Source organism: Micromonospora sp. NPDC006431, from assembly GCF_042870725.1.
In the GTDB taxonomy this organism is placed as follows: Bacteria; Actinomycetota; Actinomycetes; order Mycobacteriales; family Micromonosporaceae; genus Micromonospora.
In genome coordinates this window covers 1-19,943 of sequence record NZ_JBIAHQ010000048.1, presented here as the reverse complement: position 1 = coordinate 19,943, position 19,943 = coordinate 1, and the positions used below count along the sequence as shown (strand labels likewise).

At 68.2% G+C, this 19,943-nt stretch carries 18 protein-coding genes; 9 read left to right on the top strand and 9 right to left on the bottom strand.

Annotated features, from left to right (window positions below; translation table 11 throughout):
- Nucleotides 1-923 precede the first annotated feature (923 nt).
- Nucleotides 924-2,120 carry an acyl-CoA dehydrogenase family protein gene (locus ACFYM6_RS35140; RefSeq protein WP_387281787.1) on the top strand — a complete coding sequence of 399 codons (1,197 nt, stop codon included), beginning with the start codon at nt 924-926 and terminating at the stop codon, nt 2,118-2,120.
- On the opposite strand, the gene ACFYM6_RS35135 is transcribed toward ACFYM6_RS35140, so the two are convergent.
- Genes ACFYM6_RS35135 through ACFYM6_RS35115 form a run of 5 tightly spaced genes read right to left on the bottom strand, consistent with a single transcriptional unit; the run spans nt 2,121 to nt 5,710 of the window.
- Complete coding sequence (locus tag ACFYM6_RS35135; protein ID WP_387281786.1) at nt 2,121-2,687, bottom strand: GAF domain-containing protein; 567 nt, start codon at nt 2,685-2,687, stop codon at nt 2,121-2,123.
- Nucleotides 2,688-2,719: 32 nt separating this feature from the next.
- Nucleotides 2,720-3,301 (bottom strand): ATP/GTP-binding protein, encoded by a 582-nt coding sequence (locus ACFYM6_RS35130; RefSeq protein WP_387281785.1) that lies wholly within the window; start codon nt 3,299-3,301, stop codon nt 2,720-2,722.
- Nucleotides 3,279-3,650 (bottom strand): DUF742 domain-containing protein, encoded by a 372-nt coding sequence (locus tag ACFYM6_RS35125; protein WP_387281784.1) that lies wholly within the window; start codon nt 3,648-3,650, stop codon nt 3,279-3,281. The genes ACFYM6_RS35130 and ACFYM6_RS35125 overlap by 23 nt, the downstream gene beginning before the upstream one ends.
- A 4-nt stretch (nt 3,651-3,654) precedes the next feature.
- A complete protein-coding gene (locus tag ACFYM6_RS35120; RefSeq protein ID WP_387281783.1) occupies nt 3,655-4,086 on the bottom strand; it encodes a roadblock/LC7 domain-containing protein in 432 nt (143 codons plus the stop codon).
- Between the two features lie 52 nt (nt 4,087-4,138).
- Nucleotides 4,139-5,710, bottom strand: a complete 1,572-nt coding sequence (locus ACFYM6_RS35115; RefSeq protein ID WP_387281782.1) for a sensor histidine kinase — start codon at nt 5,708-5,710, stop codon at nt 4,139-4,141.
- A 1,431-nt stretch (nt 5,711-7,141) separates the two neighbouring features.
- On the opposite strand from ACFYM6_RS35115, the gene ACFYM6_RS35110 reads away from it, so the two are divergent.
- Nucleotides 7,142-8,293 carry a hypothetical protein gene (locus tag ACFYM6_RS35110; RefSeq protein ID WP_387281781.1) on the top strand — a complete coding sequence of 384 codons (1,152 nt, stop codon included), beginning with the start codon at nt 7,142-7,144 and terminating at the stop codon, nt 8,291-8,293.
- Nucleotides 8,294-8,867: 574 nt separating this feature from the next.
- Here the strand turns inward: ACFYM6_RS35110 and ACFYM6_RS35105 are convergent.
- Complete coding sequence (locus tag ACFYM6_RS35105; RefSeq protein ID WP_387281780.1) at nt 8,868-9,065, bottom strand: hypothetical protein; 198 nt, start codon at nt 9,063-9,065, stop codon at nt 8,868-8,870.
- A 508-nt stretch (nt 9,066-9,573) separates the two neighbouring features.
- Here ACFYM6_RS35105 and ACFYM6_RS35100 point away from each other — a divergent pair.
- On the top strand, nt 9,574-9,747 hold the full coding sequence (locus tag ACFYM6_RS35100; RefSeq protein ID WP_357443538.1) for a hypothetical protein: 174 nt from the start codon (nt 9,574-9,576) through the stop codon (nt 9,745-9,747).
- Between the two features lie 47 nt (nt 9,748-9,794).
- Here the strand turns inward: ACFYM6_RS35100 and ACFYM6_RS35095 are convergent, their stop codons facing one another.
- Nucleotides 9,795-11,030, bottom strand: a complete 1,236-nt coding sequence (locus ACFYM6_RS35095; RefSeq protein ID WP_387281779.1) for a hypothetical protein — start codon at nt 11,028-11,030, stop codon at nt 9,795-9,797.
- A gap of 675 nt (nt 11,031-11,705) precedes the next feature.
- Here ACFYM6_RS35095 and ACFYM6_RS35090 point away from each other — a divergent pair.
- Nucleotides 11,706-12,002, top strand: coding sequence for a GYD domain-containing protein (locus ACFYM6_RS35090; protein WP_387281778.1), 297 nt, complete (start codon nt 11,706-11,708; stop codon nt 12,000-12,002).
- Between the two features lie 62 nt (nt 12,003-12,064).
- Complete coding sequence (locus ACFYM6_RS35085) at nt 12,065-12,622, top strand: hypothetical protein (RefSeq protein ID WP_387281777.1); 558 nt, start codon at nt 12,065-12,067, stop codon at nt 12,620-12,622.
- Nucleotides 12,623-12,800: 178 nt separating this feature from the next.
- On the opposite strand, the gene ACFYM6_RS35080 is transcribed toward ACFYM6_RS35085, so the two are convergent.
- Nucleotides 12,801-13,250, bottom strand: a complete 450-nt coding sequence (locus tag ACFYM6_RS35080) for a hypothetical protein (protein ID WP_387281776.1) — start codon at nt 13,248-13,250, stop codon at nt 12,801-12,803.
- A 321-nt stretch (nt 13,251-13,571) separates the two neighbouring features.
- Here ACFYM6_RS35080 and ACFYM6_RS35075 point away from each other — a divergent pair, with 321 nt between their 5' ends.
- The 3 genes from ACFYM6_RS35075 (at nt 13,572) to ACFYM6_RS35065 (ending at nt 18,492) form a co-directional block, all read left to right on the top strand.
- Nucleotides 13,572-13,919, top strand: coding sequence for a PadR family transcriptional regulator (locus ACFYM6_RS35075; protein WP_387281775.1), 348 nt, complete (start codon nt 13,572-13,574; stop codon nt 13,917-13,919).
- Entirely contained in the window at nt 13,916-14,767 is an 852-nt protein-coding gene (locus ACFYM6_RS35070; protein WP_387281774.1) for a hypothetical protein, read from the top strand. Before ACFYM6_RS35075 ends, ACFYM6_RS35070 begins: the two co-directional genes overlap by 4 nt.
- A 1,307-nt stretch (nt 14,768-16,074) precedes the next feature.
- A complete protein-coding gene (locus ACFYM6_RS35065) occupies nt 16,075-18,492 on the top strand; it encodes a low temperature requirement protein A (RefSeq protein WP_387281772.1) in 2,418 nt (805 codons plus the stop codon).
- Nucleotides 18,493-18,793: 301 nt separating this feature from the next.
- Here ACFYM6_RS35065 and ACFYM6_RS35060 read toward each other — a convergent pair whose 3' ends face one another.
- A complete protein-coding gene (locus tag ACFYM6_RS35060; protein WP_387281771.1) occupies nt 18,794-19,072 on the bottom strand; it encodes a hypothetical protein in 279 nt (92 codons plus the stop codon).
- A 404-nt stretch (nt 19,073-19,476) separates the two neighbouring features.
- On the opposite strand from ACFYM6_RS35060, the gene ACFYM6_RS35055 reads away from it, so the two are divergent.
- A complete protein-coding gene (locus ACFYM6_RS35055; RefSeq protein WP_387281770.1) occupies nt 19,477-19,845 on the top strand; it encodes a hypothetical protein in 369 nt (122 codons plus the stop codon).
- Nucleotides 19,846-19,943: the final 98 nt, after the last annotated feature.

Here is a 19,943-nt window from a genome sequence, read left to right as displayed (position 1 = left end):
CAGCCCAGGCCGGACCGGCGATATCGTCGCCGCCGCGCTGCACTTGACTCATTTCGAATACAAGTACCTATCCGAATCTTGTTGAGATCACGTCAGTGGCGGGAACAGGGATCGCGGTGCGCCCAAATCGGGTAGCTCAGGAGGTCGTAGACCTGCCGGACGGCCCGTAGTACCGGGTTGAGGGCTACGCGTTTCGGCTCGGCGACGGGGTTGCAGCGGGCGCTCCATGAGCGTGGTCGCCCCTATCTCTCACCTGAAGTCGGCTCGCGATGCGCTTACATCACCAACCTGCATGCCCATTCGCTACACGCCGAGGGCGGACCGTAACGGCAGAGGCCTGCCCGACGCCGTCCAGATAGGACGGCCGTGCCACGGGCACGTCCTGCCGGACGGGACGTCGGCCCCACGATCCGTCCGGTCCAGAGGCTCGCGGGCACCGGAGACCGACCTGACCAGGAAATCCGGACGCCCGATCGGTGGGGCTGGGATGACTCTCACCCCTCCTTCAGGGCTCAGCTACAGCTTCGACCTCCTCACGGATCCGGCCGGGTGGAGCAAGTCGGCACGGCGGCTGAGACGAGGACCAGGAGCTTCCCGCCGAACCCTTTGGCAGACAAGGGTTTGGCGACGTTCAGGGGCACCAACCCGAACGGGTCTCAATTTACAATCCATGGGACTGATGGGAAGATTGGGACTCATGTGAAACCTCGTCTAGTGGGACAACCTGTGCAAACCGCCCTGTTGGGCCCGCTCCGACCGCTCCCCGGCGTGGGCGCCTGGCCGCCCGTGAAGCTGCCGCCGAGCTGCGCGGGAGACCTCGCGCTGAGTTTGCACCAAGGTGCACAGGGCGACCTAACCAGCGGCGCCCGCGTGCACCTGCCTTTGATCGAGGTCAGCGGGTAATTCACGAGGGGGTCCTGGGGATGGACGGTTATTTCGCCAACGCGCGCCATGAGCGGCTGCGGAAGGAGGTCAGAGCGTTCGCGGAGGCCGAGGTGCGGCCCCGGGTAGCGGAGATGGAAGCTTCCCGTGCTGTGGCGCACGAGCTTTCTCGGCTGATCGCCCGCCAGGGCTGGATCGGTGTCACGATCAGTCCCGAGTACGGCGGCATGGGCCTGGGGCATCTGGCGAAGACCATCATCATCGAGGAGCTGGCGCGGGTCAGCGGCGCGATGGGCGCGATGGTGCAGGCCTCGCAACTCGGCGTGGCCAAGATCGTCCACTTCGGAAGCGAGACCCAGAAGAAGACCTGGCTACCGGCCATTTCCAACGGTGACTGCCTGCCCACCATCGCGGTCACCGAGCCGGAGTCAGGTGGGCATGTCCTCGGGATGACGGCCAGCGCGGTACGCGACGGCGACGACTACATCCTCACGGGCCGGAAGGTTTTCGTCGGCAACAGCCACGTGGGTGACCTGCACGGTGTGGTGGTGCGGACCGGGCCGGGCTCCAAGGGTCTGTCGGCGTTCCTGGTGGAGTCGGACCGTCCGGGCTTCTCGCTGGGCCCGCACCAGCCGGCCATGGGTCTGCACGGCTTCAGTTTCGGCGAGCTGAACTTCGACAACTGCCGCGTTCCCGCGGCCAACATGCTCGGCGACGAGGGCGACGGGCTGGCGGTGGCCTACTCGTCCAGCGTTCTCTACGGCCGGCCCAACCTGACGGCGGTCTCACTGGGCATCCACCAGGCCGTCATGGAAGAGACCGTGGCGTTCGCCGCGCACCGGCACCGCTACGGCAAGCCACTGTACGACCTGCCGTCGATCAAACTGAAGATCGGGCAGATGCAGTCGCGGCTGATGACCGCGCGGCTGGCCGCGTACCACGCGGTGCATCTGCTCGACCAGGGCCAACCCTGCGACGCGGAGCTGATGAACGCCAAACTCGTCAACGTCGAGTACGCCCTGGACTCGGCGCGTAACGCGATGGAGATGCAGGCCGCCAGCGGCCTGTTTACCGATCGGCCGCTGGAACGGTACGTGCGCGACGCGTACCACATCTTCGCTCCGGCCGGAACGTCCGACGTGCAGATGCTCCGGCTGGGCGAGGTGGCGCTGGGACACTCGAAGGGTCAGTGGTCGCAGCGGCTTGCCGCAGCCGTGACGGCGGCGGCCACCAGCTGACTACTGCCTGCGCCGGTCACGCTGGTTGATCCGCTCCACCAACTCCTGGGCGAGGGCCTTGATGGTCTCCAGCCCCGGTCGACCCCAGGGCCGCGGCTCGGTGTCCACCACGCAGATGGTGCCGAGCGTCGCACCGGTGTGGTCGATCAGGGGCGCCCCCAGGTAGGAGCGGATCCCGATCTCGTCAACCACCGGATTGCCGGCGAATCTCGGGTAGTCGCAGACGTCGTCGAGCACCAGTGCTTTGCGGCGGACGACGACGTGGGGGCAGTAGCCGTGGTCGCGGTCCATCACGCGGCCCGGCTCCCCGGCCGCGCCGTCCTGCGGGTCGGCTCCCGCCTGCTCTGACGACGGGGTGTGGAGCCCGGCGAAGTACTGGCGTTCCTCGCTGATGAAGTTGACCATCGCGTACGGGGCGCCGGTGACCTGCGCGAGCTTCTTGGCGAACTCGTCGAACTCGGGGTCTGGGCTTTCCCCGATGCCGAGTTCCCGCAGCCGCTGGACGCGTTGCGGGGCCTCGCGGTCTTCGGGAGTCATCAGCGGGTGTCTTCCGATGTCATTGGTCACGATGAGCTCCGTATCCTCAGGTTGCTGCTGCTTCAGGGTTGGCGGGAGATGCGAGTGCCCAGCAGGTGCTGGATCAGTGCGACCAGTACGGCGGTCGCGGATCGGCTCTGTCGGGCGTCACAGAGCACGATCGGGACGTGGGGTTTGAGGTCGAGGGCGGAGCGGACCTCGTCCGGCTCGTAGCGGAAGGACCCGTCGAACTGGTTGACCGCGACGAGGAAGCCGATCTGGCGGGATTCGAAGAAGTCCACCGCCGCGAAGCAGTCCTGCAGCCGGCGGGTGTCGGCGAGGACCACCGCGCCGAGGACGCCGTTGCACAGTTCATCCCACATGAACCAGAAGCGCTCCTGACCGGGGGTGCCGAAGATGTAGAGGACGTAGCGGGGGTCGATGGTGATGCGACCGAAGTCCATCGCCACCGTGGTGGTGGACTTCCGTTCCACCCCGGTCAGGCTGTCGGTCCCGGCGCTGGCGGCGGTCAGGATTTCCTCCGTGGTCAACGGCTCGATCTCGCTGACCGCGCCGACGAAGGTCGTCTTTCCGACGCCGAAGCCGCCGGCGATCAAGATTTTCAGCGCAGCGGGGAACAGCTCAGAGTCGCCGTCGTAGGCCATCGAGAATTGCCTCCAGGACAGAGATGTCGGTGGGATCGACGGCGGGGCCGGGTGCTCGCGCGGCCACCGCACCGCAGCCGACCAGGTCCGACAGCAGCACCTTGGTGATGGTCGCCGGCAGCTTCATGCGCGCGGCGACCTCCGCGACCGTGGTCGGGCTGGCACACAGGTTGAGCGCCCGGGCGTGATCCGGCCCCAGGGCGGTGCGGGGCGGCCGGCCGGTGGCGCCCACCATGGACAGCAGATCCAGCTTGATCGTCGGCAGGGTCCGCCCGTTGCTGACCGCGTACAGGGGTACGAGCCGCCCTGCCTCATCGTCGAACCAGGTTTCGTCATGCGGCTCGACCATGCTCTCACCGGGGCATGCTCGGCACGCCTGCGGCCGGGCGTGGAGCTGTCGCCAGGTACGGCCGGACACTCTTGACCAGCTGTGACATCTCGTATCCCAGCACCCCGGCGTCTGCCCCACGGGCCGCCAGCACGGCGAGTACCGCGTTGGAGCCGGCCGCCGAGACGAAGAGCAGGGTTTCGTCGAGTTCCGCGACCACCTGCCGGACCTTTTCCTCGCCGGCGAACCGGTTACCGGCGCTCCGGGCGAGCGAGAAAAGTCCGGAGGCGATCGCGGCCAGGTGGTCCGCGCCATCGGAGTCCAGACCGTGTACCGCCTTTTTCAATCCGTCGGAGGACAGCAGCAACGCACTGAGAGTGTGGGGGACTCGTTGTACCAGCCCTGCCAGCAGCCAGCCGAGGTCAGGAGCCTGGCCCGGGGCGACGTCGCTTGGCATGATGATGAGATCCTCCTGGGAGTTGTGGCGCTTGGTCAGCTGAAGCGGTCAGTTACGGTCGCGTGGGGCCGCTGTCCTCGTCAGCCGCGCTCTCCGCACGGGTGACTCCCTGCATGAACGAGGCCACCAGGCCAGGATCGTGTTCGACCGGCGGTTCGTCCGCGCGCGTGGCCGGGACGTTCTGCAGCTGCGGTGCCAGATGCTTCTGTGCCTGGCGCCGTGGCAGTTGCGGACGGATGTCGTGAGTCCCGGCACCAGGGCCTGCGTGGGCCCCCGGGCCGAACGTGGGCGGCGCGGGAGCGGCAGGCGCCACCGGTGTCTGCCGCGGCTCCCACCCGCCCGGCTGGCCGAGGCTGCCAGGGCGGTCGTTGTGGCCGTTACTGAACCGTGGCACCTCGGTGTGAGGTGGCGGGGCAGAACCCGCGGCCTGCGCGGCGGCGGCAGCGACCGCCGGTGGGGCTTGGCCGGACAAACCCGCTGCAGGCTCCCGACGCGCCGGCGGGATCGTCTGGTGTGCCAGCACCTGGGGCCGCGATCCGTGCTCCCGTTCCTCCCCGCCGAGCAGCGCGTGCGGCAGGACGACAACGGCCTGGATGCCGCCGTAGATGTTGTTCTGCAGCCGCACGGCGATGCCGTGCCGGCGTGCGATGGCCGACACCACGAACAGCCCGATCCGGCCGTCGCTGAGCAGCTCCGCGATGTTGACCCCTTCCGGGTCGGCGAGAACTCCGTTCACCCGGTCCTGGTCGTCCAACGCCATTCCCAGGCCGCGGTCCTCGACCTCCACCGCTAGGCCGGCGGCGACGGCGCGGGCGCGCAACATGACCTGCGTGTGTGGTGGTGAGAAGTTGGTCGCGTTCTCGACAAGCTCCGCGACCAGGTGAATGACGTCGGCGACGGCGTGGCCGCGCAGGGTGCCCTCGACCGGAGGGATGAGCTTGACCCGTGAGTACTGCTCGACCTCGGCGATCGCCGAGCGCAGCACCTCGGTCATGGCCACCGGCCTGCGCCACTGTCGGCGCGACACCGCGCCGCCGAGCACGGCGAGGTTCTCGGCGTGGCGGCGCACCCGGGTGGCCAGGTGGTCGACCTGGAAGAGGCCCTTGAGCAGGTAGGGGTCCTCGACCTCGTTCTCCAGCTCGTCGAGTAGCTGGATCTCCCGATGGACCAGGGACTGCAACCGGCGGGAAAGGTTGACGAAGATCTCGACCGGCTGGTCGCCCCGGCGGCGGGATCCCATGGCCGACGCCTGCAGGACGGCTGTTTGGGCGGCGTGGTGGGTCTGGTACAGATCGTGTTCCAGCGGCCCGAAGACGTCGCCTTCGACGGGCGGGAAGTTCGGGGCTTGCAGGGCCGGCCGCTCACCCCGGTGCATCTGCTCGAGCAGCCGGCGCACCTCCATGCGGCCCCAAGCGGCCGATGAGCGCATCGTGTCGACTCTTCGCTGGATCGAGCCGGCGAGCACAGCCGTGCGGTTCGCCGCGACCAGCAGCACGGCAGCGCCGACGGCGACCGCGACGCCCAGAATGGCGACAGTCGCGGCGGACAGGGAGTCGCTGGACACGGCGAGCACATACGTCACCACCGCCACCGCGAGCAGAACCATGACAGCGGCGGGCAGCATCGAGAGCCACAGAAGGCTGGCCCGCAGTCCGCCATCAGCCTGCGGCCGGTGTGCCGCGGGAGTGGCGTCTCGGCCTGCGTCACTATGCAGCGCACGTGCATCAGGTGGGAAGAGGTCAGACATCAGCGCCCTCGATACCGGGAAAACTGGCCGCAACGCGTGACATAGCGGCTCACTCTACATTGCACAGACCAAACCAGATATTAGAGAAGTCCGCTCAATCATGGGCGACCGCACCCGCAGCCTCAACCCCCGCCGCCACGCCAATGCACCGCCGCCGGTCAATATGCTCAGGTCAGGACCGCTTCGAGGGATGGACTTTCCGTCACTACGTGACCGAACTTCGGTCATCCGGCGCGCCGACCACGGCGACACGGAGCGCCAGGCGGTCACGTCGTTGGCGATCGGGCCGCCGCACATGCAGCCAGCAGATATCGCGCTGCCGTAACGGTGAAGGGCGGGCTTGCGGCACGGTCATCGTCATGGTGGCAGACCGAACAGATGGAGCCGCCCTGCGAGCCCTCGCTCGTCGTCAGCGCCGGCCTGGTCCTGCCCCTACTGACCTGCGGAGCGGATCCGGCGGCCGTCGCGGCCGTGACCGCTACCGGTTCACACGAATCCGAAGTCACCCTCTGGCACCGAGCGGCCGGCTTGCAAGACGACGCCCGGTGACCGTGGAGCTCGAGCTGTCCGCCCGGCCCTGGCTCCGGGGCAACCTCCTAATGCCACCATCAGGCCAGCTGCGGCGCGAGGCGGGCGAAGTTGCGTTTGACCTGTACACCTCAGCACCTTCCCCGGTCTAACCAGCGGTGCCGTAACGGCACGGCGACCCGCAACGCCTCCTTTTGTGGAGAGAACGGGCTTAAGCACCTTCCTGACGGGTGTGGCGGCAACCGAGGGTGCCGCCCGGCCCGGTCGTACAAGGCGCAGAGGGAGTACACGCATGGTCGAGACCAAACCGTCAATCCCAGCTCCGCAGCCCCGGCCAGCCCGCCACTCCGTTGCCACCGCCTCGTCGGAACCCACACTTGCGGCGCCTGCAGAGGTGGAAACACCTGTCCAGGTGGCACAACCGGCTCCTGAGGAAAGGCGAAGCGCAAGCTGTCGGCACTGCCGGCGACCCCTGTTCAAGGACTGGCTCTGGGGGTGGATGCACGAGGGCCGCCGATACCTGTGCCAGGATCCGGCCACGGGCGAGTTGCTGTGCCAGCCCGCTACACCCGCCTAACGCCTCTGCCGCACGGTCGTCTGCGACGGGCTCAAAGGCCGCCTGTTCGCGTGATGGCTGGGTGGACTTTTGGCCGATGGTGAGTAAGGTCAGTTAGCTGTCCGTATCTGTGCTTTTGGAGGAGGCCAGCGACCGTGGCCGAGAGATCGACCGCTTATTCCGGCGATCGGGCTGCGCGACATCACGGCGACGCGGCGAATGGCTTGGACATCTGGGCCCCTCGGCAGTCCCGGCTGGCAGCAGACGATTCCGACTCGTCCTACGAGCGGCAGGGGGCCGCCGCGTCGCAGTGGCGTGAGGACCTGTCGGAGTCGTACCAGCCCGAGAACGTCCACCAGGAGCACGAAGGGCGACACGCAAGGCACCGACACCAGCAGTACGAGGATCAGTACGAGCAGTACGACGGGGCGTACCGCCAGCACGGGCACGCGTATCGACCGTCCGACCCGCTGGCCTACCCCGAACCCGAGTACGACGGGCCCGACCGGGCCTATCTGTACCACGAGCACGACCAGGCCTATCGGGAGGAACGCCGGGACCACGATCCGTACCGACCGATCGATGCCAGTTCGGTCTACGAGGGCGCGTACGGCGCGCAGCAGGAAAGGTACGGCCTGCCGGAGGCGGGCTACGCCGACCAGGCGTATTACCCGCACGATGTTTCCGCCGGCCGCAACGAGCACCGCCACGAGGAGTCCAACCCGCAGGACGCCGAGGCGGAGGAGGACCGGCGGCATCGAGGGAAGCACAGCCACGGGCGTGCCCGCCCGCGACCGGCCAGCCGGCGGCGCCGCTGGCTGATTCCGGTCGGAGGGCTCGCGTTAGGAGCGCTGCTCTGCGCTCTAGCGTTCATGTGGGGGTCGGGCCAACCCCCGGAAGGCGGGCTACCTGTGTCGGCGGCCACCACACCGCCGGACCCGTCCGAGGAGCCGATCGCCTTCCCGGAGGTACCGTCCACGTCGCCCAGTTCAGCGGCACCACGCAGTTCCTCCGGCACGCCCAGCGCCACACCGTCGCTGATTCCTTCCCTCACACCCAGCGCCACACCACGTGTCACGTCTTCCGCCACGCCCGGCGCCACACCGTCGGTCACGCCGACGCAAACCCCGAGCTCGGGCCCGGTCCTGCTGGGCCCATCGAGTAGCCGCGGTGTTGCGAACATGGCCCAGCGATACTGCGATCGGTACACCGGAGGCTCAGCGGAGGCCCGCAACGACGGCCGCTGGCAATGTACGAAGCTTCTCTCCGCGTCCATCGTCGACATGGGCATCGCCTGCCGCGACACGTACGATTCGGGCGCCTACGCACGGACATCGAATCCGGGTGACCCGTACGCCTGGCGGTGCTACCGATGATCACCCGACCGGCAGCACCGCCGTTCAACCCCGGTACAGCGGAGTGAGCGACATCCCGCGCAGGCAGCCCAACAGCGCACCCACGCGGCCCGACTGGACCTGGCGCAGATCGACCAACCCACCTACCGGCCACCGAACACCACGGTGACCGCGGCACTGAACCTGACCGCCACTCGCCTCATCCTGCCGGTCCGACAGCGCGCCGACCACCATCCATTGACCGGCTCCGGCAGCAACGCGACCGCCCTGGAACCGGCAGGTCGGGGGTGGGGTAACCGGCGGTGAGTTCTCCGGGTACCCCCACTGCCGTTCGCGCACGGCGCGGGCGTCTCCTGGGCGATTCGATCCTGCGGGCTGCCACCCAGGCCGGTGCGCCTTCCACCTGCCTCGCAGGCGACCCCTAGCTGACACCGAGCCAGCCTTCAGACCGCCACTAGTACCGCACCGTTTCGCCGCTGACGGCGGACTGAATGCCTAGGCCTGGGGCTGCACGGGTGGCTGGGAGCAGGTCTGCTCGGACGGGGACGATTTTTCGGTGCAGGTCTGCCTGTGCTTGCCACGAGTCGGCACGAGGTCATCGCGCCAAAATCGCCACGATCATGGTGACGCTGATGGCCAGCAGGACGATCACGGCGACCACGACGCGCGGCGGCCCCTGCCGTGAACGCTGATGGAGCTGCTGCAGCAGCTGTGTGGGTTGGTTCCAGACGGATACGGCGGCGTGGCGGCCACGCCGGCGTGTTGGTTCGGTACGGGTCGTTGAGTACGCCACCGGTTTGCCTCCAACGGAGCGTCTGGTGCGCTGTTCGGGTGAGCGGGACGAGTTCGTGTCGTCTGCCTCGAGGGCAACGCCCCCTCAACCTTCCACCATGACAAGCGGTACACCCCTCCAGGTCGTTACATTTGCGTGAGCGCACATGCGCAGAAAGTGTTCGTGATGTGGTGCCGCTGGTCCTGCTTTTCGGTGAGCAGGTGATGAAGGGCCGGCCGAGCGGGCGTAGGCACTCGACGCTCAGGTGGCCGGCCGGCTGAAGCCGCTCGCGATCGACCACCGCTCGCGCATCGGGACGACGTCAGGGTGCTTACACCACTACCTGGTACGCGCCGACGACCTCGAGCGGTTCCGCCCGCCCCTCGGCGCGGCCCGGCCGATCAAGTGAATTGCAGGCCGATGACACGGCGCCGATCGCACGGCATGATGGTTTACCTGGTCAGAGGCCCGGGTACGGTGTGGGCAATTGCTGCCCCGCTGCGGGTTGCTCGACCTGGGGAGAACAGGGATGACGACGGCCGAGGCGCCCGTTCCGGTCCCAGATCACGCCGAGGACCAGATCTGCCGCACCTTGGACGACCTGCATGCTCGTACGCAGCAGGCAGCAGCGCACCTCGCTGACATCTATGCTCGCCTCGCGCTGCTGGAGAAGGAGATCGAACGGCATCAGCAACGCCGCTAGATCCGGGCGCCGGCCACAGATCGGGCTCAGTGGCGGAGCCACGATTGTCAGCGGTAACACCGCCAAGCGTATGGATCGCCAGGATTCGACGTTTGTGCGTAGGCGCCCGCACCGTACGTGTCGCGGCAGGCGACGTCCATCTCGACGACGGACGCGAAGAGAAGCTTCGTGCACTGCCATCGGCCGTCGTTGCGGGGCTGGGCTGAGCTTCCGGCGGCGTGTTGATCGCAGTACTGCTGGGCCATGGTCGCCACCCCGTCGTTGCTCGACGGGCCGAGCAGGAGCGGTCCCGAGCTTTGGGTCGGCGTCGGCGTCGGCGTGGTCACGGCGCGTCTCGGGGGCGGCGTGGCGGAACCTGTGGCTGACGGTGTGGCGCTAGGCGTGGCGGAACGTGTGACCGACCGTGTAGTCCTGGGCGTGGCGGAAGAGCTGCTCGGCGTCGCGGAAGTGGGCGCCGTCGACGGCATCTCCGGGACAGTGATCGGCTCCTCAGACGCGGCCGGCGGGATGGTCGCGGTCGACAGCGGCAGCCCGCCTTCCGGCGACGGGCCCGACCCCCACATGAACGCCAGAGCGCCGAGCAGCATCCCCAAGGCGAGCCCGCCGACCGCGATCAGCCGGCGCCGCCGGCTGGCCGGCCGTGGGCGGGCATCAAGCTCCCGGTGCTGCACCCGTGGCCGCCCGTCCTCGACCGCCCCGAGGTCCTGGGCATCGGGCTCCTCGTGGCGGTACCCGTTGCGGCCGGGGTCATCGTCGTGCGGATGGTGTTCCTCGTGGGAATAGCCCACCTCCGGTAGGACGTATGTCTCCTGCAGCGCCGCGTACGCGTCCTCGTGGACCGGGCCGGCGCCGACATACGGCTCCTGGGCCCGCCGTTGCTCCCGATAGGGCAGCTCGTGCTCGTCGTATTGATCAGTCTGGTCGGGCTCGTAACGCTCCGGTTCCGGGTAGGCCAGCGGGTCCGGCTGCCGGTACGCGCGCTCGTGCTGACCGTACGCCCCGTCGAACTGCTCGGACTCATCCTCGTACTGCTGGTGTGCCCGGTGCCTTGCGTGCCGCCCGTCGTGCTCGTGGTTTGTCTCCGCGGGTGTGTATGACTCCTCGTAGGGATCCGAGACGTCCTCGCGCCATTGCGGCGCGGCAGTCGCCTGCCACTCGGAGTATGTGTCCGAGTCGCTTGCTGCCGGTCGCGACAGTTGAGAGATCCAGCTGTCTATGTCACTCGCCGGGTCGTTAGCTTGGGCGGCCCCATCGGCGGGGCGAGCGGTCGATCTCTCGGCCACGGTCGCCTGCCTCCTCTGAACGCACAGGTGCGGACAGCTAGTTGACCTTACTCACCATCAGCCAAAAGTCCACCCGGCCCATCCCGCGAACAGACGACAGACGATCTCCGCCGGCTGCTCCGACCGGCATGAAAAAATCCGCGTCCAGCTCAACAAGGTCATGACCGCATCCGCCACCGATGGCGGACCCGGGCGTGTGCACACCATCCTCTACGCGGACCTCAACGACGGATCCGACGCCGTCCCCACCCTGCTCAGCGGCCCGGTGACGGAGACATCAACCGGCCTCACAAGGGCGACCCTGTGCGGCGGTCCAACCTCGCCCCGCTCCCCTGCCGATTGGGCGGGCGTTCACGCATCAACCAGTGGCGAGGAGAGCCCACCACATCCTCGTCTCCCGCGACCTGCGCCTATGGCTCGTCAGCGTCGACAGCCTCGTTGAGGACGTCGGCTTGATCACCGAATCCACCGACACGCGGCATTCTCTCCGACTGACATCAAGAAACAACGATCACCACGGCCGTGCCAGAGCCAGATCTGATTGGCCGTTGACAGGCCGGCCGCCATCCTGTGATCGCTCGCATCACTCGTTCTGCTGCGCACTTGATGCAGTTTCCGGCCATTATGCCCAGAGTTAACCCTTACGATGAGGTCTCTTCATGGAGGTGAAGGACCATGCCGACGTATATCGCGTTGCTTACGTGGACCGATCAGGGGATCCGAGGGTACAAGGACACCGCGAACCGTGCCGAGGCCTTCGCCGCAGCGACCCAGAATCTCGGGGCGAATCTCCTGAAGATTTACTGGACCGTCGGTCCGTACGACCTCGTGGCCGTCGTCGAGGCGCCCGACGACGAAACCGCCGCCGCGGCGCTCCTGCATCTTGGCGGGGCGGGCAACGTCCGTACCACGACGCTGCGGGCCTTCGGTCGAGAGGAGATGGATCGCATCATCGCCAAAGCCGCTAGCTAAGGCGGATTGCTGCCAGTGATGAATGGTCGATCAGTGCACCCCACCCTCCCGAGCTTGTGACCGTGAGGAGACTCGGCGGGCGGCGCCAGGGCGTCAACGAGTTGGTCCACCTACTCCAGCTCGATGAGCATCAGCGCCGGCAGTGGCTGGACCGTCGCCAGCCGGCAGCCCATGAGCGAGCGAACTGGTGGCTGTACCTGCTGCTGGTCATCGATCAGCATCTGCGGGATCAGTCGGGCCGGCGGGCGGACTGGGCGGAGCTGAAGCTCTGGCTGCTGCGGCAGGGACGGGCTCGGGGTGTGTTCAGTGAAGCCGACAGCGCCGAGAAGCTGGCGTACTTCGCGGCGGACACGCGCCGCGCGGGGGTCGAGTTGGCCGTGCTGCCGCCGGCTGACGACATTGTCCGGGGCTGCCTGGACGCTATCCCAGTCGGTTTGAACGAGGTGGCCATGCTCGTCGGCCGGCGAGGCCTGGGCGGTCTCGACCGCACGCGGATGCGCCACTCCCGGCAGGCGAAGAAGCTGGTCAGCGCAGCCCAGTGGCACCTGGACGATGTTCTGGATCCGCACCTCGCCGCGCAGCTGCGCGAGTGGATCGATATCAAGCCGCGCCTCGTGTAGCAGCCGGCCTCATCCCGACAAGCAGATGCTCAGCCCGCCCTTAACCAATGCACGCTCATCGGCAAGGCTGCGCATCGAATGCCATCCACGCTCTGTCACCTGCCGCGACGCCTGGTCGTGGCATGAGTGTGCCCGCCGGTGGCGAGGCCGTTGGCGAGGACGCCTACTGACCTGCGGTTCAGCGGACGTAGAGTCGCTCGCCGGCCGAGACCGCGCTGCGGGCAAGCGTCGCAAGCTCAGCGACGACGGGCCAGCGGCTCGATGCCGCCCGGAGCACCTCGTCGTCGGCTGAAGCGAGGGCATCGCGCAGAGTGTCGGTCAGCGTGGCGACGTACTCGTCGATAGCGGGGCCGAGCTGTGTGACGATGGCTAGATGACGATCATCGACATTGATGTCGTCGTAGGGTCGACAAATGAGGAAGGACTCCAACTCGCCGAGGATCTCCGAAAGTGCGGTGCGGTCCGGTTGTGGCGTACCGGTGCGGACTGAGCAGGCGGCGGCGTCGTCAGGAGCGTGGAAAAACGTATTCGACGGCACGGAAGGGATCAGGCCAGTAACGCGATGCTCGGCTCGACCACCGAACCGGAACACCGCCGAGGCGACGTCCCGGTATGGCAGGCCATGCACGCGACACGCGACGCCGGCCTGGTGGCACCCGCTTGTGGCCCGTGGATGGCCCGGCAGCTTCGACTGCTGGTTGACGGATTTGGTTCAGCGACGGTTACGAGATCGGCGGACCGCCCAGACCCCGCCAACGATCGCCGCAGCGGTCGGCAAGAGGCAGCAGAGCGTCAGGACGAACAGGTGCCACGGCTTGAGAGCTCCCATGGCCGAGAGGATAGGCACCGCTTCCCAACACCCGCTGTCCCTGCGAGCCTCAGTTTGCAGAGGCGGCCGTTACATAAGTAGTTGATTTACATAGGTAGTTGATCGTCCTATAGTTGCCGCGTGACCACACCCATGCGAGAACCGACCTACTTCATCCTGGCCTCGTTACAGGACGAGCCGCTGCACGGCTACGCGATCATCACCCGAGCCGGCGAGTTGTCGCGAGGGCGCGTCCGCCTCGCCACCGGCACGCTCTATGCCGCGCTCGACCGCCTCGCCGGCGAGGGATATGTGACCTCGACCCACGAAGAGATCGTCAACGGCCGTGCCCGGCGCTACTACCGGCTCACCCCCGAGGGCGCCGCCGCGCTGCGGTCGGAGGCTGAGGCCATGGCGGCCGCCGCCCGGGTCGTCACCGACCGGACACCCCGCTCGGTGGCACCGCGACCCGCGGCGGGTCTGGCATGAGCGAGCTGGAGCGACGGTACGCCGCCCTGTTGCGCCTCTACCCCGAGTGGTACCGGCGGAGCCGGGGCGCCGAAATGCTGGCCGTGCTGATGGACTCGGCTCCACCGGACCGGCGCCGTCCGGAATGGCGGGAGACGCGAGGGCTGATCCTCGGTGCGCTCCGGGTCCGGGCCGGCGCGCACGGCCACCGCACGGCCGGGCAGTCCTGGCGGGTATCTCTGCGGATCGCCGCCCTGATGTTGTTGATCCAGGCCGTTGGCGACGTCCTCTGGCAGATGGCGCGCAACCCGGTCGCGGTAAGTCTCGCCGTTGTCGCGGCCTGCGTCCTGGCGATGGTGGCAGTGGCTCGCGGGGCGTACCTCGCGGCGACCGTAGTGACGGCCGGGGCGTTCGTGCTGGACGCGGTCGCCCGCCAGACCCTCTACGCATGGTCGTCGTCGTGGCCGTTGCCGCTCGCCGTCGTGCTGCTGATCCCGCTCATCGGGCGCGGCACGATCGTGGTGCCGCGGGCACTGCACGTCCTGCTGCTCGTGCCGGTGGTGTCGGCCGCACTGATGGGGTACGGAACGATCACACAGGACCCCTCGTTCCAGACCGGCAGCCGCGCGGTGTGGCAATCGCTCGCGGTCGCCGCGATCCTCTGGTCGGTCATCGACGAACGGGTCACGATGTCGTTCGGTCTTGCCTTCCTGTACGTCGTCGTCAGCCGGGCCATGGCCGACCAAGTGGCACTGGACGACTGGTCGCTCGGGTACTGGACGCTGATCGACATGGGCACCCTGGCGATCCTGCCGGTCCTCGACATCGCCGTCGGCGCCACCGTCGCCGTACGCCGCACCCGCATCTGAGCGTGGCGGCAACCGCTGAAGCGGGATTTCCTCCTCGGGCAGCCGTAGACCGCCCGGCCTCCCGGACGGGGAAGGTGGAGCGCCTCACCAGCCGAACGACCTTGGCCCCGTGCGGGGAGGCTGGGAGCCATTGTGGTGCCCGGCGAGGTGATCCGCGGCGGCATCCCTGAGGAGGGCCGGGGTTCGGGGCGGAGCCCCGGTGCGCCGTGAGGCGATGTGTGACCGAGTGTGGGTGGAAGACCTGCACCGTTGCCCCGTCGTAGCGGGTCAGCGTAGCTGAGGACAGCCTGAGCCGGGAGGTGCCGGGGAGGGTGGGAGCAGTCCTGACAACGCCGGGACGTGCCAGCACTGCCAGATGGTGCGGGTCCGGCAAGCGAGATGCAGAGGTATACGAGAGGAACCGGTGTTGACGCCCCTTAATGCCCCACCGGCTCGAACCTGGTGGATGTGGGCCGGGCGCGGCGCGTATCCGCCCTTCGTGGGAAGGGTTGGAGAACTCCCTGGCAGCGCTCGGGGCGTCTGCGGGGAGGCCACGGGGAAGGACTACGGCGTACTCGTGGCGAGGCCGCAGGGGAATAGCCGGGTGCCTACTGGTCGAACGGTCACCAGTGAACACGGGAACCGCCCGGTGACGGCTCCCGCCTGCAGCGCAATCCAGCGCTGGGGCGGGATAGGTGCACCGTCTGCTGAACGCGCCGGGTGGGGCGGAGCCGTCGTAGTAGTCCGAGTCCGGGAGAGCCGGACACATGGCGAAGGACGGCAGCGGATTTGTGAAGGGAGGAGGCTGCAATGGCGGGAGACGCGCCGGTGAACATCGGCGCTGCGGGAGACGACGCCGGCCGGCGGGGTCCCTGGGTACCGCGGATGCAGACCAAGCTTCACTGTTGGGCGGTGGCCGATCACGGCCGCCGGTTCGACGATCTGTTCAACCTCGTGCAGCACCGCCGAGGCGGGAACCGTGGGGGGCAGGGCGATCGGACAGGCCACCCACGTCCAGTCCCGATACCCCCGCGGATCAGGTCTGGTGGGCAGCTGCAAGCGCAGCAGCACCCTGCGCGGGTCGGTGTCGCTGCGTTCGATCGTGGCCTGCTGCCGATCACACGCGGCCAACCGGGGGACTCTGGCAACGACTGCACGAGGTCCTGCGCTTCCGGGCCCACCGGCCGGCGGGCTTTCCGAACTCCCTGTCCGCCGGCCAACTGGTTGGCAGAGTGGGACAGGTGATCAGGAGCGGTCGGCTACCGGATCCAGGTCGGCCTCGCGCATGGCACTTCGGGCGGGTCCAGCTCGCCTCCGAGGGCGACGGGGTGACCCGGTTGGAACTCTTCCTCGACCTGGTCTTCGTGTACGCGTTCTTCGCCACGACGAACCTCATGGAGGATCGGTTCGGACCCGAGGGCCTGCTCGAAGGTGCGCTGGTGGTCCTGCTGCTCGTCCGGTGCTGGGTCGGGTTCCTGTTGCTCGGCAATACGGTGCGGCTGGACCGGGGGATGATGCCGCCGGTCGTCTTCGGGGTTGCGGTGGTCGTCCTGTTGCTCGGTCTCGCCGCGCCGGTGACGTTCATCGACCGGCCCGGAGGGCTGTTCGGCCCGCTCATTTTCGCGGTCGCCTTCGTGCTGGCCCGGCTCGCCGCGATACTGCTCATGATCTATGCGACCTGGGCCACGCAGCGGACGGGTGGACCAGCCGTACGTGCATTGCTGCCGTTGTGCGGCAGTGGTTTCCTTCTGCTCTGCGGCGCGGCGCTTCCCCATCACCTGCCTCCGAGTGTGAACGGGGGCGCCGTCCGAATAGCGCTGTTCCTCTCCGCCGCGCTCGTCGACTTCTCCGCCCGGCGTGCGCTCACCACCGGTAACTGGCAGATCGTGTCCGTGGCGCACTGGACCGAGCGGCACCAGTTGATCGTGCTCATCGCCCTCGGCGAGACGATCATCTCCATCGGCACCAGCCGCGGCCTGGAGGGCGGGCCACCGATCACCTGGGCGGTAGTTGTCGGCTCGGTACTGGGCCTCCTCATCGTCGCGGTGCTGTGGTGGCGCTATTTCGACATCGCCGGGTTCGCCGCCGAGCAGGCATTGGAGCGGCAGCCGGCAGCGACCCGGTCACGGTTCGGCCGCGACGCGTACAGCCTCTGGCATCTGCCGTTGATCCTCGGGCTCGTCCTGCTCGCGCTCGGACTCAAACGCGCGTTGAGTTCGGTCGAGCCCGCCACCGCCTACCGGTGGGACACCCTGAGCGTGCTCGTTCTCTACGGCGGCGTCCTGCTCTACCTGCTCGGCCTGGTGGCCCTCGAGCGCCACACCGTCCGCCTGTTAGGCCGCAGCCCGTTGCTGGGGATCGTCCTGGTCGTCGCGCTCGCGCCGGTCGCGGTCCACCTGTCGGTGGTGGCCGCGGTGGGGCTGCTCGCCGCCGTGCTCACCAGCATGGTGCTGGCCGATCTGACCGTATTCCGTCGGCGCCACCGCGCATTGCACGAGCTGGTCGCTCCGGCGGCCCGGGCTGCCACCAGGGGCGTCACGCCGAAGGAACTCTTCCTCGACCTGGTGTTCGTCTACGCGTTCGTCCAGGTCAGCGTCCTGATCGCCCGGCACCCGTCCACGGTCGGGATCGCCCAGGGTCTGGCGGTGCTCATCCTGCTGTGGGTCGCCTGGCGCGTCTACGCGCTGCTCGGCAACTGGCTTCGCAGCGAGTCCGTCCCCATCCGGTTGGGCGTCCTGCTGATCGTGGCACTGATCCTGCTGATCGGTATCGCCACGCCGCAGGCGTTCGACCGCGTGCCGGGCGGCCTGCCCGGTCCCGTGATCGTTGTCACCTGCTACATCGCGCTGCGCGTGCTGCAGGTGGTCGCGTACCGGGTCGCCTGCCGGGGCCGCACGCTACGCGGGCAGGTGCCGCTTGCCGGCGTCCTGACCGCAACGGCCCTGGTGCTGCTGCTCGGCGCCACGCTGGCCGCCCAGCGACCGCACGGCTGGGCCGAACTCGCCCGGCTCGAGGCGATCCTCTGGCTCGCCGCCGTCGCCGTCGAACTCGCCAGCGGCTACCTTGTCGACCGCCGGCTCTGGCAGGTGAGCTCGACGAAACACTGGACCGACCGCTACCAGCTGATCATCCTCATCGCACTGGGCGAAGTGATCATCTCGGCCGGCGTCGGCGTGTTCCACCGCCCGATCTCCTGGGCGGTCATCGTCGCCCTGGCGGTCAGCATGATCCTGCTGGCCAGCCTGTGGTGGGCGTACTTCGACGTCGACTCCGTCGCCGGACACCGGGCCATGCAGACCGCGACCCTCATCCAGCGTGCCGCGCTGGCCCGCGACGCCTACGCCTACCTGCACCTGCCCATGCTCGCCGGCCTGATGCTGCTCGCCTACGGCCTGCGCAAGCACCTCGAACTGGTCGCCCACCCGTCAGGACCAGCGGAAACGCCGCTCGGGCACGCTACCCTCTTCGCCGGGGTCATCGTCTATCTCGTGGCCAACCAGGCCTTCTGGTGGCGCGTCCGGCACGAGATCCGCTGGGTCCGGATCGTCGGGATCTTCCTCATAGCGGTGTTCGTGCCGATCACCAGCCCACTGCCTCCGTCCTGGGAGTTGACCATACTCGCCGTGACCAGCGCCGCCGTCCTGGTGATCGACTCTCGCCGCGGCGCCGGCCTGCGGCGACAGCTCCGCGAACCACCACCATCAGCCATCCTGGCTGGCACCCAGCCGGACGAACCCCTCCGGTAACTCACGCTGCCCTACCGGCCGAAAACGCGCAGTACCCGGTGGCCGTGCTCCTCGCCCAGGTCGGCGACATTCGACCCGCAGGCTTCGAAGATCCGCAGACCGAGCAGGCCCAGAAGCGCGACGAGGGCGAAGTCGTTCGGGTTGGTCGACAGCCGGGCGGTTGTGTGATCAAAGCTTCGAACTGCAGGTGACCTAGCCCGAGGGTTGGCGACTCGGCCGGCACCATGGGCCGGCGGACGTAGTCGGCAGCGGCGATGAATGCCAGTACGCCCGGAGCGGCAAATCCGCGTATCTGATCATGTCACCCGGCGGGTTTGATACGCAGGACGGCGACGGTGTCGCTGATCTCGACGACCTCCAAGCTCATAACGTCGTTGATGGTCGCGGCGGTTCCCACCTCGCAGCTCATCCCGACACCGCCGCCGCCCTGCGACGACACGCCGCCGCCACCGGAACAGCCCGAAACGCTGTAGCCCGACCGGGTCAGCGGTGCGACCATCTCGACTGCGGCGGCGGTGATCGCCGTAACCTCGATCGGCCCGAGGCCATACCTTTCCGGCACGGCCACGACGTCGCCCACGGCGACCTCGATCTGGCACGTCCCGTCAGCGCACGGCCCGGTCGGTGAAGGCGAAGGTGTGGCCACCTGAGTGGGAGTCGGTGTGCCGTCGGACGCCGATGACTCGGAGCCGGACCCGTCAGGAGAATCGGAGCACGATGTGAGGGCAGCGAACACGACAGCGACAACAGCGGCTACGACGGCGGTGGACGACGTTCTCCGCATCGCGCTAGCCATGGAAATCCACGTCAACTGGGACCCCTCCCCGCTGCGACCGATCGGCGACAACACTACATAATGCTCCATTCGCGGCAGATCGGGATGCCGCGGCACGTCAAGGTTCGAGCGCTCCGCAGCGTCCGCCCTGGCGCCTGGTGAGCGGGGCCCACTACCCCGTACGAGCCAGTACTTCGCATCATTGAGCGGTGATGAACCCTGCCGTGCTGCCGGCCGACCCCGGTGCGTTCTCGTTGGCCGTTCCGCCGTTGTTTGCCGCGCTGGCTCCGGCGCGGAGCATCCTCATCGCCGGAGCGGGCGGGGGGTTCGACGTGTACGCCGGCCTGCCCTTGGCGTTCGCCCTGTGGCGCGGCGGCGCGCGGGTGCACCTGGCCAGCCTGTCCTTCTCCGAGCTCGAGTTGATCGACCGGGACGCGTGGGTAGCGGAGCACGTCTCGGCGGTGCAGCCGGACACTGCCAGCCCGGACTGGTACTTCCCCGAACGGACGCTCGCCCGGTGGCTGGCGGCTCAGGAGCTGCCGTCGACCGTGTACGCCTTTCCGCCGCTCGGCGTCTAGCCGCAACGCCGTTCAGTTAGGCGTGGGCGTGGCTGGTCAAGGGGCGTGTTGATCGGGGAGTGAGAAGCGGGGTTCCGGTATCAAGGTTTGTCACTCCA

What these genes read in the sequence shown, in the direction of transcription:
- ACFYM6_RS35140 (WP_387281787.1), top strand. Translation starts at nt 924, where the DNA reads ATGGACGGTTATTTCGCCAACGCGCGCCATGAGCGGCTGCGGAAGGAG.
- ACFYM6_RS35130 (WP_387281785.1), bottom strand. Translation starts at nt 3,301, where the DNA reads ATGGCCTACGACGGCGACTCTGAGCTGTTCCCCGCTGCGCTGAAAATC.
- ACFYM6_RS35125 (WP_387281784.1), bottom strand. Translation starts at nt 3,650, where the DNA reads ATGGTCGAGCCGCATGACGAAACCTGGTTCGACGATGAGGCAGGGCGG.
- ACFYM6_RS35120 (WP_387281783.1), bottom strand. Translation starts at nt 4,086, where the DNA reads ATGCCAAGCGACGTCGCCCCGGGCCAGGCTCCTGACCTCGGCTGGCTG.
- ACFYM6_RS35115 (WP_387281782.1), bottom strand. Translation starts at nt 5,710, where the DNA reads ATGCTGCCCGCCGCTGTCATGGTTCTGCTCGCGGTGGCGGTGGTGACG.
- ACFYM6_RS35100 (WP_357443538.1), top strand. Translation starts at nt 9,574, where the DNA reads ATGACGACGGCCGAGGCGCCCGTTCCGGTCCCAGATCACGCCGAGGAC.
- ACFYM6_RS35090 (WP_387281778.1), top strand. Translation starts at nt 11,706, where the DNA reads ATGCCGACGTATATCGCGTTGCTTACGTGGACCGATCAGGGGATCCGA.
- ACFYM6_RS35070 (WP_387281774.1), top strand. Translation starts at nt 13,916, where the DNA reads ATGAGCGAGCTGGAGCGACGGTACGCCGCCCTGTTGCGCCTCTACCCC.